At 46.2% G+C, this 13,460-nt stretch carries 13 protein-coding genes and 1 pseudogene; 9 read left to right on the top strand and 5 right to left on the bottom strand.

Annotated elements, in window-relative coordinates:
* From HMPREF9018_RS10325 to HMPREF9018_RS10305, 5 genes are all read left to right on the top strand, one after another.
* Positions 1-2,017: type IA DNA topoisomerase (locus HMPREF9018_RS10325; protein WP_008451377.1), on the top strand; the 2,017-nt coding region annotated here is incomplete at its 5' end.
* A gap of 92 nt (positions 2,018-2,109) precedes the next feature.
* On the top strand, positions 2,110-6,633 hold the full coding sequence (locus HMPREF9018_RS10320; protein WP_008451364.1) for a DUF2958 domain-containing protein: 4,524 nt from the start codon (positions 2,110-2,112) through the stop codon (positions 6,631-6,633).
* Between the two features lie 264 nt (positions 6,634-6,897).
* Positions 6,898-8,151, top strand: a complete 1,254-nt coding sequence (locus HMPREF9018_RS10315; RefSeq protein ID WP_036894238.1) for a site-specific integrase — start codon at positions 6,898-6,900, stop codon at positions 8,149-8,151.
* 13 nt (positions 8,152-8,164) lie between these two features.
* Positions 8,165-9,484, top strand: a complete 1,320-nt coding sequence (locus tag HMPREF9018_RS10840; RefSeq protein ID WP_008451375.1) for a site-specific integrase — start codon at positions 8,165-8,167, stop codon at positions 9,482-9,484.
* An 8-nt stretch (positions 9,485-9,492) separates the two neighbouring features.
* Positions 9,493-9,960, top strand: a complete 468-nt coding sequence (locus tag HMPREF9018_RS10305) for a DUF1896 domain-containing protein (RefSeq protein ID WP_039864936.1) — start codon at positions 9,493-9,495, stop codon at positions 9,958-9,960.
* On the opposite strand, the gene HMPREF9018_RS11160 is transcribed toward HMPREF9018_RS10305, so the two are convergent.
* Both HMPREF9018_RS11160 and HMPREF9018_RS11355 read right to left on the bottom strand, forming a co-directional pair.
* Positions 9,945-10,088: a hypothetical protein gene (locus HMPREF9018_RS11160; RefSeq protein WP_198506735.1), complete on the bottom strand. Its 144-nt coding sequence runs from the start codon at positions 10,086-10,088 to the stop codon at positions 9,945-9,947. The genes HMPREF9018_RS10305 and HMPREF9018_RS11160 overlap by 16 nt on opposite strands.
* 345 nt (positions 10,089-10,433) lie before the next feature.
* Complete coding sequence (locus tag HMPREF9018_RS11355) at positions 10,434-10,781, bottom strand: hypothetical protein (RefSeq protein WP_232724678.1); 348 nt, start codon at positions 10,779-10,781, stop codon at positions 10,434-10,436.
* On the opposite strand from HMPREF9018_RS11355, the gene HMPREF9018_RS10835 reads away from it, so the two are divergent.
* The 4 genes from HMPREF9018_RS10835 (at position 10,668) to HMPREF9018_RS10285 (ending at position 12,369) form a co-directional block, all read left to right on the top strand.
* Positions 10,668-10,928 (top strand): helix-turn-helix domain-containing protein, encoded by a 261-nt coding sequence (locus HMPREF9018_RS10835; RefSeq protein ID WP_231552781.1) that lies wholly within the window; start codon positions 10,668-10,670, stop codon positions 10,926-10,928. The two genes, HMPREF9018_RS11355 and HMPREF9018_RS10835, sit on opposite strands and share 114 nt — an antisense overlap.
* 20 nt (positions 10,929-10,948) lie before the next feature.
* Positions 10,949-11,263, top strand: a complete 315-nt coding sequence (locus tag HMPREF9018_RS10295; RefSeq protein ID WP_008451366.1) for a helix-turn-helix domain-containing protein — start codon at positions 10,949-10,951, stop codon at positions 11,261-11,263.
* On the top strand, positions 11,251-11,757 hold the full coding sequence (locus tag HMPREF9018_RS10290) for a DUF3408 domain-containing protein (protein ID WP_008451378.1): 507 nt from the start codon (positions 11,251-11,253) through the stop codon (positions 11,755-11,757). Before HMPREF9018_RS10295 ends, HMPREF9018_RS10290 begins: the two co-directional genes overlap by 13 nt.
* 192 nt (positions 11,758-11,949) lie before the next feature.
* The gene (locus HMPREF9018_RS10285) at positions 11,950-12,369 is read left to right on the top strand and encodes a plasmid mobilization protein (RefSeq protein WP_008451369.1); all 420 of its coding nucleotides are present in this window, start codon (positions 11,950-11,952) and stop codon (positions 12,367-12,369) included.
* Between the two features lie 62 nt (positions 12,370-12,431).
* Here HMPREF9018_RS10285 and HMPREF9018_RS11350 read toward each other — a convergent pair whose 3' ends face one another.
* From HMPREF9018_RS11350 to HMPREF9018_RS10275, 3 genes and pseudogenes are all read right to left on the bottom strand, one after another.
* Positions 12,432-12,545 carry a hypothetical protein gene (locus HMPREF9018_RS11350; protein ID WP_374937263.1) on the bottom strand — a complete coding sequence of 38 codons (114 nt, stop codon included), beginning with the start codon at positions 12,543-12,545 and terminating at the stop codon, positions 12,432-12,434.
* A gap of 222 nt (positions 12,546-12,767) precedes the next feature.
* Positions 12,768-13,025: a hypothetical protein gene (locus tag HMPREF9018_RS10280; RefSeq protein ID WP_039864939.1), complete on the bottom strand. Its 258-nt coding sequence runs from the start codon at positions 13,023-13,025 to the stop codon at positions 12,768-12,770.
* A gap of 116 nt (positions 13,026-13,141) precedes the next feature.
* Positions 13,142-13,460, bottom strand: a pseudogene (locus tag HMPREF9018_RS10275) (hypothetical protein); the annotation flags it as partial.

Here is a 13,460-nt window from a genome sequence, read left to right as displayed (position 1 = left end):
TTTTTCTGCCTATAAGGCTGAAGACCTGCCCATCCGTCCCAATCCTTTCCAACTTATCGTGCGACAAGTGCGCAAGGATAAGGAGTACACATCAGCCCCCGCAGCACTCAAGCAGCTCAAAGCTATTCAAGTTTGCTTTGACAAGGCTGACCGCATCATCGTAGCCACCGATGCCGGGCGTGAAGGTGAACTCATCTTCCGCTATATCTACAACCATTTGAACTGCCACAAACCTTTTGACAGACTTTGGATTTCCTCCCTCACGGATAAAGCCATCCGTGAAGGATTTGCCCATCTCAAGGCAGGAACTGCGTATGACAATCTCTATCATTCTGCCAAAGCAAGAAGCGAAGCCGACTGGCTTGTGGGCATCAATGCCAGCCGTGCATTGTCCATCGTCCGCAAAGGCGGCTATTCCTTGGGACGGGTACAAACCCCAACACTTGCTATGGTCTGCCGTCGGTACATAGAGAACCGTGATTTTTCTTCCGTACCATTTTGGAAATTATCCGTTCTCACAGAAAAAGAGGATTTGTCACTGAAAGCCATTGGCTGTAAAGACTATGAGAATGAAGCATTGGCACAGACTGCTCTCGCTACGCTTCGCAGTCAGAGCCAGCTTACAGTGGAATCGGTCGTAAGACGAGTTGATGAGCATGGGCGAATAAAGGTAACACATACCGCGCCACCACTCTTGTACGACCTTACTGCCTTGCAGAAGGAAGCCAACAGACGCCACGGCTTTTCAGCAGACAAGACCCTCTCGATTGCCCAGAGCCTCTATGAGAAGAAAATCACGACCTATCCCCGCACAGGCAGCCGATACATCAGTGAAGATGTTTTCGAGGAAGTACCCGCCTTGCTCGGCAAGATAGGACAAGGATTATCTTTCCCACTTAATCGCCACTCGGTGGACAACGACAAGGTAACCGACCACCACGCCATCATCCCTACGGGTGAAACTCCATCAGGACTATCGGCAGACGAAACGACCATCTACCAAATGGTAGTCCATCGTTTCATCGAAGCCTTTTCTCCCGATTCAGAGGAGGAGCGTATGCAGGTGGAACTGACCGACGGTACAAACACCTTCATTTGGAAGGCGTGCCGAAGTATCTCCTTGGGCTGGAAAGCCGTGCAGCAAGGAATTGGCACGAACGATGAAAAAGGCAAGGAGGATGAAGAACAGACCTTGTCCGTGTTGCCCAATTTGACAGAAAACGAGCTATTACCACTGCTTTCTTCAGAGATTACCGAGTACAAGACCAAGCCAAAGCCGCTCTATACAGAAGCCACTTTGCTTTCCGCAATGGAAAATCCGTGCCAACGAGAGCAGAAACGAACTTGTTCGGATATGCCGAGTGCAGCCAGATTTCGCAGAACGCAAAACGCAGGGAAAGAGGTCGCAGATGCAGAAAGTAAAAGAGCAATGGCAGAATGCGGCATCGGTACACCTGCCACCCGAGCCAACATCATCGAGACACTTATCCTGCGTGACTATATCCGAAGGGACAAGAAAGCCATCATTCCCACCGAAAAAGGCTTGGCAGTCTATGAGATTGTCAAGGACAAGAAGATTGCCAATACAGAGATGACAGGAAGTTGGGAACTTGCCCTTGCTGCCATCGAGGCGGGAAAAATGCCTGCAGATAAGTTTTCACAAGGCATCAACTCCTACGTTGGCACCATTTGTGAGGAACTGCTCTCGCTGGCTCCAAAACAGAAGTCCTATCCTGTATACCGTTGTCCAAAATGCGGACAGCAGAGTGTCGGCATCTATGCCAAGGTAGCCAAATGCAGACATGAGAGCTGTGATTTCCGCATCTTCCGTGAAATCTGCGGCATACTTCTCTCTGAAAATAATGTCCGTGACTTGATAAGTTCCGGTCGTACGCCTGTCCTTAAAGGCTTGACGAGTAAGGCAGGAAAGCAGTTCAATGCTCGTCTTGTCCTTAATGAAGATTACACCACATCTTTTGAATTTGAAAACAGGAAAGGAAAACAACGAGGGAGATAATCTCTATAGAAACAAAGCGGAACAGAACAGGTCGGAAGGTGATATACTGTGATCTTCCGACCTTTTTCCTCCTTAATTAAAAAGAAAAAACTATGGCATACAATAAGAAAAACGTCCTTGAAGCCAACACTGAAGCCATCCGTGTTGTGCTTCGCTTGGAAAAAGAACACCGCGAAGCCACCGAAGCAGAAAAAGGCATATTGCGTGGCTATCAGGGCTTCGGTGGCTTGAAATGCGTGCTGAATCGATGTGACAGTCCCGATGACCTCCGCTATTGGAGCCAATCGGAGCAACAACTTTTCGAGCCTACCCAAAGGCTCAAACAGATGATTTACCGTGATGCCGTCGATGCCAATACCGCCAAGCGGTACTGGGAGAGCATCAAGGCAAGCGTACTGACCTCCTTCTATACCGATACCCGTATCGTTGCCGCCATTTCCGATGCGCTTACTTCTGTAGATGTACCCATACGTCGCTGCTTGGACCCTTCGGCAGGCATGGGAGCCTTTACCGAGACTTTTGCTAAAAGGACTGGTATGGTCGATGCAATGGAAAAAGATTTGCTCACTACCCGTATCTCACAAGCCATTCATCCTTATGGGAAAGGCAATATCATTGTCCGCCAAGAACCCTTTGAAGCCATTGGGGAACTGGAAGAAAAGGACAAGTACGACCTTATCACCAGCAACATTCCCTTTGGCGACTTTATGGTCTATGACCGTAGCTATAGCAAGGGAGAGAACATCCTTAAACGGGAATCCACCAGAACCATTCACAATTATTTCTTTGTGAAAGGGCTGGACACTATCAAAGAAGGCGGACTTCTTGCATTTATTACCTCGCAGGGCGTATTGGACAGCCCCAAGAATGAAGCCATCCGCCGTTACCTCATGCAGAACAGCCGACTTATCTCCGCTATCCGTTTGCCTTCGGGTATGTTCTCCGAGAATGCAGGTACGGATGTAGGCAGCGACCTGATTGTCCTGCAAAAGCAGTCGGGTAAAGAAATTGGTGAGGGCATTGAACAGCAGTTTGTACAAACCGCCTCTGTCCCAAAAGGCGACGGCTTCTCTATTGCGTTCAATCATAACTCCCTCTTCGAGGGCGAATGGAAGGATATTTCCCACCGTACGATTGCCATAGACAGACAAATGGGTACAGACCCTTACGGTAAGCCTGCTTGGGAATATACGTTTGACGGCAGTATCGAGGATATGGCTGACAGCCTGCGCACACAACTCTCTTTGGAAGTAGAGCAGCGTTTCGATCGTAAACTCTATGAAACCGGCATACCCATGACCGAGGAGGAATGGCAGGTACACATGGACAAGATGGTGCAAAAAGTACAAGAAAACATAAAAACGGAAGGAATACCTCAAGAACAGGAAATCAAGGATAAGGAGGAAAAGAAAGAGGACAAGGAAGATGAAAAAGAAGAAGAAAATACCTACAATTTGATGCCCGACAGCACCAAGAAGCAACTTCCCAAGCTCTATGCAACGGAAAAACAGCTCATTGGCGACCGCACGGCATACGCTCGCTATTTCTTTCCTATGGGAGCCTATACCGCTTATATGCTGGAATACGACCCCAAAGAACGCATCGGTTTTGGTGCCGTAACGATGGGCTACGGCTGGGAACTTGGGTATATGTCCCTTAAAGAAATGGAGGAAGTAAAGGTCAAAGGCTTGGGTATTGAGCGGGACTTATACTTCAAACCCACAAAGTTGCACGAGATTGCGGAACTGGAAGAGATTGTCAGAGAACAATACACCAAAGAACCTATCATTGAGGAAGGCAAGGATGAAAGCCGTCAGGAAGTTCAGAGATCCGTGCAGGAAGGCACTCAACCCCAAGAGAATATCGAAGAAGGTAATAAGATAGTGGGAGATGAAGCAAGAGACGAAGCAGAGACAAAAAAAGAAGCACAACCTGCACAGGTACTTCCAACAATAGAGCCTGAAAACGAACCTGCTCCCGAAGGTGTCCCCGTAATCACCCTTCAAAGACAATATGAGCAGGCAAGCCGTGAAATTCGCACGGACGTGGAAGCCCCACGTGAAATGAACGGACAGACGGTATTCTTTGATGAAGACCATCATCCGATTATGGACAGCACCATCGAAACAGAAACAACGGAGCAACTCTTGTTTGCCCCAGAAGAGTATAGTCTTTGGACACAAGATGTAGCCCGTGTAAATAATGAAATCAAAGAGGCTGCTCAACAAAAGAAGGTTAGCGATAACCAACCGCTTTCTGCGAGCAGGCAACCTAAACCGACAAGAAGTACACCCACCAGTCCCCGCAGAAACAAGAAAACTGCATCAAGCTCCGTCAGAGAGCCCTCGCTCTTTGACTTTATGGAGGAAGCCGAGGCTCGTAAGCCACAGCCCATAGCAGAAGTCAAGAAAGAGTTTGACGCTTCACCGCGTCCTTTTCTCTCTTCGCCGGACTCTCACCTGAGGGACGACTCTATTGTCGTGCAGAAAGGACAGGTCGGTTTTCTCTCTGACTTGAAACGGCATCCCACCTTCAACCCGATGGACTTGCCCTTTGCCCAGCTCTCACGGCTGAAAGCATATATTGAGATTAGGGAGAGTTATCACCGACTCTATGATTATGAGGCGAACAACCAAGCGGAGGACAAGGAAGAGCGTGAGAAACTCAATCGGCTTTATGACGGCTATGTAGGTCGTTGGGGGTACTTCAACCAGAAGACAAACACCGATGTCATCAAGATGGATGCCACCGGAGTGGAAATGCTGTTCTTGGAACGCTCCGAGAACGGCAAGTACATCAAGGCGGACATTTTCGACCATCCGACGGCTTTCTCCACCTCCGAACTGTCCATAGCTTCAGACCCGATGGAGGCATTGGGCGCATCACTCAACAAATACGGCACGGTGGAGCTTGACTATATGAGTTCTTTGCTTCCCGATATGGAAGAGAGCGATATGCTTTCTGCTTTGGAAGGACGCATCTTCTACAATCCCGAAGAGGACAGCTATGAGGTAGCCGACAAGTTTATTTCTGGCAATGTGATTGAAAAGGCGGAGCGTATCGAGTCGTGGCTCTTGGATCATCCGGAGCATGAGGAAGCGAAACAGAGTCTGACTGCCCTGCGTGCCGCCACTCCCACGCCCATTCCCTTTGCTGATTTGGATTTCAACCTCGGTGAACGCTGGATACCCGCGAAAGTCTATGGCAAGTTCGCCTCGGAGTTCTTCGAGACGGACATCAGGGTGAGTTATCATTCTAATATGGACGAGTATGCCATTGGCTGCGACCAAAAGAACGGTAATATCTGGCACAAATATGCTGTACAAGGTGAGTTTAGACGCTATGACGGACTCAATTTATTGAAGCACGCACTTCACAATACCATTCCTGACATTAACAAAAGCAAGACCATACTTGATGCGGAGGGTAATGAGAAGACGATTAAGGTTCGTGACGGTCATGCCATACAGATGGCAAATGCCAAGATTGAGGAAATCAGACAAGGCTTTGTAGATTGGCTCGGACGGACACCCGACACGTTCAAGGAGCAGCTCTCTGACCGTTACAACCGCCTTTTTAACTGCTTTGTGCGTCCCAACTTCGACGGTACGCATCAGTCGTTTCCCGACCTCGACCTTAAAAGATTGGGCATACAAGACCTTTATAAGAGTCAGAAAGATGCCGTGTGGATGCTGAAGACCAATGGAGGTGGTATCTGCGACCACGAGGTCGGTGCAGGTAAGACGCTTATCATGTGTACAGCAGCCTACGAGATGAAGCGGTTGGGATTGGCTAACAAACCGATGATTATTGGACTCAAAGCAAATGTATTCGATATTGCCGACACTTTTCGCAAGGCTTATCCCAATGCCAAGATACTCTATCCGGGAAAGAATGACTTCAGCAAGCAGAATCGCCAACGCATCTTCAATGACATCAAGAATAATGATTGGGACTGCATTATCCTCACGCATGAGCAGTTCGGCATGATACCGCAAGCATTGGAGATACAAGAAGCGATTTTGCAGAAAGAAAAAGATTCTGTAGAAGAAAATCTTGAAGTGCTCCGTATGCAGGGAGCGGACATCTCCCGTGCCATGCTCAAAGGCTTAGAAAAACGTAAGCAGACCTTGGAAGCCAAGTTACAGGACATTCAAGACAGCATTGCCGAGCGCAAGGACGATGCCGTGGACTTTAAGATGATGGGTATTGACCACCTTTTTGTAGATGAAAGCCACCAATTCAAGAACCTGATGTTCAATACTCGCCACGACAGAGTGTCGGGCTTGGGCAATCCGGATGGCTCACAGCGTGCGCTCAATATGCTCTTTGCCATTCGCACCATACAGGAGCGGTCAGGCAAGGACTTGGGAGCAACTTTTCTTTCGGGAACTACTATCAGTAATTCGCTAACAGAATTATATTTGCTCTTCAAATACTTGCGCCCGCAAGCCTTGGAGAAGCAGGGCATTAACAGTTTCGACGCATGGGCTGCGGTCTTTGCCAAGAAGTCCACTGACTATGAGTTTTCCATCACCAATGAGATTATTCAGAAGGAACGCTTCAGAACCTTTATTAAAGTGCCTGAACTTGCCTCGTTCTATGCGGAAGTATAGGAGTTGGAAGCAAGAAAAGGAGAAGAATGCGTATCTGATTGAAATAGAGGAGATATTGCCTGCTTACTCATTGAGTTGCATCAAAGGAAATAGGCGAAGAAAGGAGTGAAAAAGCAAGAGTTCAGTTACCAAATCGTTCGAGAAACGATGAAAGGAAAAGAACAGCTAAAAGTGGTAACTAAAACGGTGATTTCTCTTTCATTATCAATGTTTTGCATCGCTCTAAGTTCCTCTGGGAAGTATAATTTTGTAAGCAAAAAAACAATGGAAAAAGAAAAAATCAAGCTGCTTTTCTACCTCAAGAGAGGTACGCAGGACAAAAACGGAAAAAGTCCCATCATGGGACGCATCAGTATCGGTCGCTCAATGGTTCAGTTCAGTTGCAAATGTGCCTGTACGCCAAAAATTTGGGATAGTCGTAAACAGCGACTTGTGGGAAAGAGTTCCGAAGCCGTATCAGTGAACAGGGAACTTGACCAACTGCAAGTAAGTGTCCATCAAGTTTATGAATCGCTTTCGGGCAAGTTGAACAACACTGTCACGGCAGGGAAGATAAGGGAACTTGTATTCGGGTTAAACAGCGAGTCGCAGGGGCTGCTTCATCATGCGGATGAGTATATTGACCGCTTCCGTGAGCGAGTTGGCATAGATCGCAGCGAAAGAAGACTGAAATGTCTGCTGCTCTTCCGCAAGCATCTGTCTGAATTTCTGAGATGCCGCTACCATGTGGACGATATTCCCGTGCAAAAAGCCGATACAGCCCTTATCAAGGACTTGGAGGAGTATTTTGCCAAAGAAAAGGGGTTTAAACTCAACACTTCGGCTGGTTATCTTACTATGCTGGCATCCCTGCTCAAAGACCTGCACAAACGGCACATTATAGACTCCTATCCTTTTATCGGCCATTCCATCCGCTGGGACGTTGGAACACCCCGATACATTACAAGGGAGGAAGTAAACAAGATTGCGGCATTAACCGATAACGAACTGCAAGGCTACGAGCAGGTGTCGAGGGATATGTTTCTCTTTTCATGCTATACAGGGCTTTCCTACACGGATGTGTACCACCTCACGGCAGAGCATATCATCCACGAGTCTGATATGGATTGGATACGCAAGCCGAGAGTGAAGACGGGCAATGTATGCCACATTCCATTATTACCCGAAGCATCCGCCATCATTGAGCGGTACAAGGGCATTCATACGAGGGCGTTCCGCCACGAACCCCCAAAAGGGTATCTGCTGCCCATACCGGGCTGTGACACGTTGAACATACACCTCAAAAAGATAGCACGGCTTTGCGGTATTCAGAAAACGCTGACCTATCACATGGCAAGGCATACCTTCGCATCGCAGATGACGCTTTCAGAAGGCGTGTCCATCGAAAGCGTATCGAAAATGCTCGGACACAGCCAGATAAAGACCACACAGGTGTATGCAGAGACTTCTCCAGAGCGTGTCTTTCGGGATGTGGAGAAGATTCTCCCTCTCATCGCACAATATCGTTTAATCAACTAAAAGTCCAAGAACAATGAAAAGTACATTTTCAATTCTATTCTATATAGACAGAAGCAAGACAAGCGAAAGGAATGAATGCATTATCCGCTGCCGTATCACCTGCAATGGTGCGTCTTCTTCATTCTCAACAGGTTTGTACACCTCCCCAGATGATTGGCAAGCAAAGAAAGGGCGCATAAAAGTGGTGGCAAACAGAGTGAATGCCGTCAATCTGCAACTGAACTCAATAGAAGACCGACTTCACGCACTCTATGAACTCACGTTAAGAGAAGAGAACTACATTACGGCTGAATACCTGAAAGAGCAGTACCAGCACCAAAACAAACCCACCCCGACACTCATAGAGATTTACCAATCCGTCTGTGAAAGCAAGGAGGCATTGCAGGGCAAGACGATAGGAAAGGCTACCGTCAGGGCTTTCAGGGACAGTAGGAAGAATTTTGCACTTTTTCTAAAAACAAGGGGAAACGGGGACTCCCTTCCCAAAGAGGCAGACAAGGACCTCATAGAACATTACCGCCTATTTATGCTGCGGGACTTGGGAAACAAGGAAAGCACTGTTTCCAATCGTCTGCGCCACCTGCATCAAGTCATCCGAAAAGCACTGCAAGAGCGATATATCCGTGAAGACCCTTTTGAGCAGATAGACATTGAAACGCCCACCTACGAGCGCAATGCCCTCACTTCTGACGATTTACACAAACTTCTCTCATATCGCCCACACCGCTCGGTGGACAACCATTGCAGGCTCATCTTCCTCTTGGGCTGTTTCACGGGGCTGGCATTCTCAGACTTGAAGAAACTCCGAATGGACGATGTTTATACATTCGGGGATGGGCGCAGGTACATATCGCTCTGTCGCACAAAGACACAGAACAGGAGCATTGTTCCTTTGTTGCCCATTGCCGAAGAGATACTCACCATTGTCAGTGACGGACGAAAGGAGGGTTTGCTCTTTCGTGAGTTCCCCACGAATAGCCATTTCAACCGCAAGATAAGGGACATCATCATCAAGGCAGGCCTCCCACCTCATACCGAAGCCACTTCGCATACGGCACGGCACACCTTTGCCACGACCATCTGTTTGGAGAACGGCTTGCCGATAGAAACCGTCAGTAAGATACTCGGACACCGTTTCATTTCCACCACCGAACTTTATGCAAAGGTTAGCAAGAGTAAGATTGCCCGTGAGATGCAGCCACTCATGGGTAGCAATACCACAAGGGAACTGCGAAAGGCTTTGCGTGTCTGTCCGCCAAGACAGCCAAGCGGAGGACAAGTAACTTGTTCTTTGACCGCAAAGCAACCATCATTGAACATCAACGCTAAATAAAATTAAAAATGAAAGAGAACAAAAAGCTGGAACTTTCCTATTTTCGATTGAAATTAAGAAGTTATATGGGTGAGCATCACCCCGAGAGATTGCAAGATACGGAGTTTATCACTGCACGGGCAGATATGGCTCTCACAGCTTACTGCGATGCCGTGGCGCAAGGTTTCACTCACCCCGAAGCGGAAAGTATGGCAAGCGAGGTTTTGTATCAAGGCTTGCATTTTTCCAAGTATGACACGCTTGTATCTGTATTGGAAAATGAGTTTGAAAGGGAACTGCCTGCATCGCTTCCTGAAAGACTCGCAACCATCTTGTTGTCGAATAAGGCTATTCAAGCCACATTCGACAAGTTCGGTTTGACGGACACATTTGCTTCTGACGAGCAATACGACCGTCTTTACACCGAACTCACAGGCACGGTAGTGTTGCTCTTCGAGAGCACTCATTTGCCAATAATCGGTCAGACGGAGGGGTAAGCCCAAAGGCGTTGTAAGCAAAGGCACACGCAAAGTCCCTGATGCCGTTTCTTATCGTGCAAAGGTACAACGGCAGCCAATCTGCCCTGACAAGGTCCAGTCCTGCGGATGGAGAGAGGAATCTCCACCGCAGGATTTTTCTTTTCAAGTTGATATTGCCATTTTCAATATTCGTGCGGTCGTATTCATCTCTCCCAACCTTGCAGGGCAGGGCTGCCGTAAGAGAGTATAGGCACGACAAGAATACGGCATACTCAGGCTCTTTGGACGCAAGGCGTAATAGCCAACAACAGATAGGACTGACGATAATACGGACTATCTGTTGTTTGTACAATTTGTTGTCATGACTATCTGTTGTCATGACTATCTGTTGTCAAAACTATATATCGTCAAAATAATCTATCGATAAAACTATCTATCGATAGTTCTACATATCGATTTGTCGAACTATCGAACTGTCGAAAGAATAATTGCTATGTTATAAAAGGAAAGAGCTGGCACCTCATCTCATTACCGCAATAACGCAGATGGATCTCCTTTGGTCTTTTCTCTTGTTTTCTCTCTATTTCCCTGCTTTTCCTCATTTCTTGCAGCGGTGCTTCCGAGGGTTTACTTTTGCACTCGATAAGTACGGCAATGGACTGCATAACAGTTTGTTTGCCGAGTAACAATAAAGTAATCAAAATAAAATCAAGGAAATGAAACTCATTATCATCGACCGCAAAGCGTGGGAGCGGCACTGCTCCGAATTTGCAGACTTTATCCACAGTATTGAACAGCTTATCGGCAATCCGCCCGAAACGGACGAATGGCTCGACAATGAAGCCGTATGCCGCAGGCTCGGCATCAGCAAACGCACCCTGCAATCCTATCGCGACACGGGTAAAATACCCTTCTCCATTATTGGGCATAAATGCTATTACAAGGAGAGCGACATCGCAGAGTTACTGAATGCAAACAATGAATGAACTCAAACAATGAATGAACTATGGAAGAGAATGAAATCATTACACAGCAAGGCCCTCAAATGCAGATGTTTGCACAGTTGATGGAGGGTACTTTGAAGAAACTGGAGCGTTATTGTTCTACAGCCCGTCCGATGTTGGGCGGAGAGGTTTACCTGACAGGCGAGGAGGTTTGCAGCCAATTACGGCTCAGCACACGTACGCTCCAAGAGTACAGAAATGCAGGAATACTTCCATTCTACAAAATCGGAGGGAAGATACTTTACAAACAGAGCGACATACAAACAATGCTTGAAAGACATTATAACGCAATACCCAAGAAATTATGGCAAGAATAGATGAACAAAGGAAACAGCGTCTGGAACAAGCCCTTCGAGATATGGGCAATTATGGCGTTAAGCTCCGCAAGCCCGAAGAGTTGCCCGATTTTGACCAGCCCGTAGATTATGAAGAGGAAAAGAAAAGATTTGAGCCTGTTAAAGTTGAGGAACAAAATGACAAGGAGAGTCACAAGGACTATTCTCAACCGTCCTATCAAGAAACAGAGTTGTCACCAACGGAAAGGGCTACTTCTACCGAAGAGAATCATCAACGAATGGGAAAAACAAGGGACAGGAAGCAATTATCCGAGTTTCAGGGGAAATATCTCCAGCCCTTTCGTGTCAGCCACCGCAAAGCCGTGTATGTATCAGAGGAAACTCAACGAAAGTTGGACTTCGTGGTGAGGAAAATCGGTGAGCAGGGAGCAAGCGTTTCAGGATATGTGGAGCAGGTGCTTCGAGAACATCTCGACCAATACAAAGATGATGTGGAAAGATGGCGGAAACTCTGAAGTACTGCATTCCTCGAATGCAAGCCTACGCCGAGTTACTGTATTCAATGAATGCAGTAACACGGCATGGGCTTATAATCCCATTTTCTACATCAGCAAGGTGTGTCTTTGTACCACAAATTGTCATTTGTACCACAAAGACCCTTGCCCCGAAGGGGGATTAAATCACTCCAAAGTCGTGATTAGAAAACAATGAAAAAGCAGAAACAAAAGAAGCCCGATGGCAGATGTGCCACCTGCCCACGATGGGACAGATGGCACATCAGAATACCTAATTCCGAAGACCAGCAGAAGCTTATCAGACTCTACCGAAAGTCGGGAGCAAAAACGAAAAGCGATTTTGTCCGAGCAAGACTTTTAGGTGAAGCCTTTAAGGTCATTACCCAAGACCCTGCAAAAGAGCCTTACTTGGAGAAACTCTCCGAAATCGTTGCCATGACTCATAAGATAGGCGTGCTGTACAACGAAGCCGTGAAAGCCCTCAATACTTATCATTCTGTCGCCACTGCTCAACAACTGCTCAACAAACTCGAAACCTATTCCCAAATTCTTATTAAACTGCAACAACAAGCAGTACAACAGACAAAATCCCTTGAGAGTAAACAAGAATGAATGCTGATAAATCATAACACCCAACGTTAGTATCGTGCTGTGATTGCCTAATCCCGCTTTGGTCAGTTAACAATGTTAGGAAGATAGGCTTTGTATGTGTAGTCGGTAATAAAATGCTTCTGGCAATCTTTGTATCGGTAGCGTTGTTTACCTGTACTACTTTTACCACTTTTGATAATATTGTTTGAGTGGCAATGCGGACATTGAAACTCAACTCCTAATCTGGAGCATAAAGTGCCGAAACGTTCTCGTATGTTCGTTTTCTCTTAGTTTTGTGGTGCAAATATAGCAAGAGGCAGGGAAGCTATCCCTGCCATACTACTTTATCTTTTGGAAAGTACATTGATAATCAGATGATTATTACAATAACTCCCGATTTGAAGCATTACCGAAAATAATTATCTAAACTTTTTGGGGATATGTCTTTGCTGGTTCTCCCATGACCACGTTGTGGCGCGTTTACTCTGTTCAAACCATTTGCAACCAGACTTTATCCAACTCTCTCTATACCCCTTAATTGATTTAATTGTGCAATCTTCATTACCAAACTCAACACCACAACAAGGACATATTTCATAGGTTGGAGTTTTTTCGTCATCTCCCCATGGCTCAAAACCTAATCTATACCCACAGATTCTACAATAAATTTTTTCCATAATCATTGTTGATTTTCCCAATACTTAGCACCTTCTTTTGGCTTAAACATAGTCTTAGGATTTCCTTAATAATCCTTTTTAAATGAGATATTTTTAGGAATAATTACTCCGCCACATTACTCCTGTGCTTTGTAAAAAGATATTTCCTTTATAACTTTTTTCTTAGGTAAATCACGAATGTCATAGATTGTAACCACAATGGTATCGGGTGGAACTTGCCTTTCAAAATAATAATTAAGCGTGTACGGTGCTTCAAATGCAGGAATGTTATCTATTTCCCAAGTTTCTCCATAACCTTTGCTTTGCAAGTTATCACTACCTGATAAAATAATTATAAATTGGTAGCTATCTCTATCAACTATTAATGCTTCACTATTGTAATCTCTGTAATTATACGGATGTTCTACAAATGATCCTTTTATGTGAATACATATA

It is taken from the genome of Prevotella amnii CRIS 21A-A (genome assembly GCF_000177355.1).
Lineage (GTDB): Bacteria > Bacteroidota > Bacteroidia > Bacteroidales > Bacteroidaceae > Prevotella > Prevotella amnii.
Note: the sequence above shows the minus strand (reverse complement) of the source record. Positions and strands in the feature narration are given on the sequence as shown.

What these genes read in the sequence shown, in the direction of transcription:
- HMPREF9018_RS10320 (WP_008451364.1), top strand. Translation starts at nt 2,110, where the DNA reads ATGGCATACAATAAGAAAAACGTCCTTGAAGCCAACACTGAAGCCATC.
- HMPREF9018_RS10315 (WP_036894238.1), top strand. Translation starts at nt 6,898, where the DNA reads ATGGAAAAAGAAAAAATCAAGCTGCTTTTCTACCTCAAGAGAGGTACG.
- HMPREF9018_RS10840 (WP_008451375.1), top strand. Translation starts at nt 8,165, where the DNA reads ATGAAAAGTACATTTTCAATTCTATTCTATATAGACAGAAGCAAGACA.
- HMPREF9018_RS10305 (WP_039864936.1), top strand. Translation starts at nt 9,493, where the DNA reads ATGAAAGAGAACAAAAAGCTGGAACTTTCCTATTTTCGATTGAAATTA.
- HMPREF9018_RS10295 (WP_008451366.1), top strand. Translation starts at nt 10,949, where the DNA reads ATGGAAGAGAATGAAATCATTACACAGCAAGGCCCTCAAATGCAGATG.
- HMPREF9018_RS10290 (WP_008451378.1), top strand. Translation starts at nt 11,251, where the DNA reads ATGGCAAGAATAGATGAACAAAGGAAACAGCGTCTGGAACAAGCCCTT.
- HMPREF9018_RS10285 (WP_008451369.1), top strand. Translation starts at nt 11,950, where the DNA reads ATGAAAAAGCAGAAACAAAAGAAGCCCGATGGCAGATGTGCCACCTGC.
- HMPREF9018_RS10280 (WP_039864939.1), bottom strand. Translation starts at nt 13,025, where the DNA reads ATGGAAAAAATTTATTGTAGAATCTGTGGGTATAGATTAGGTTTTGAG.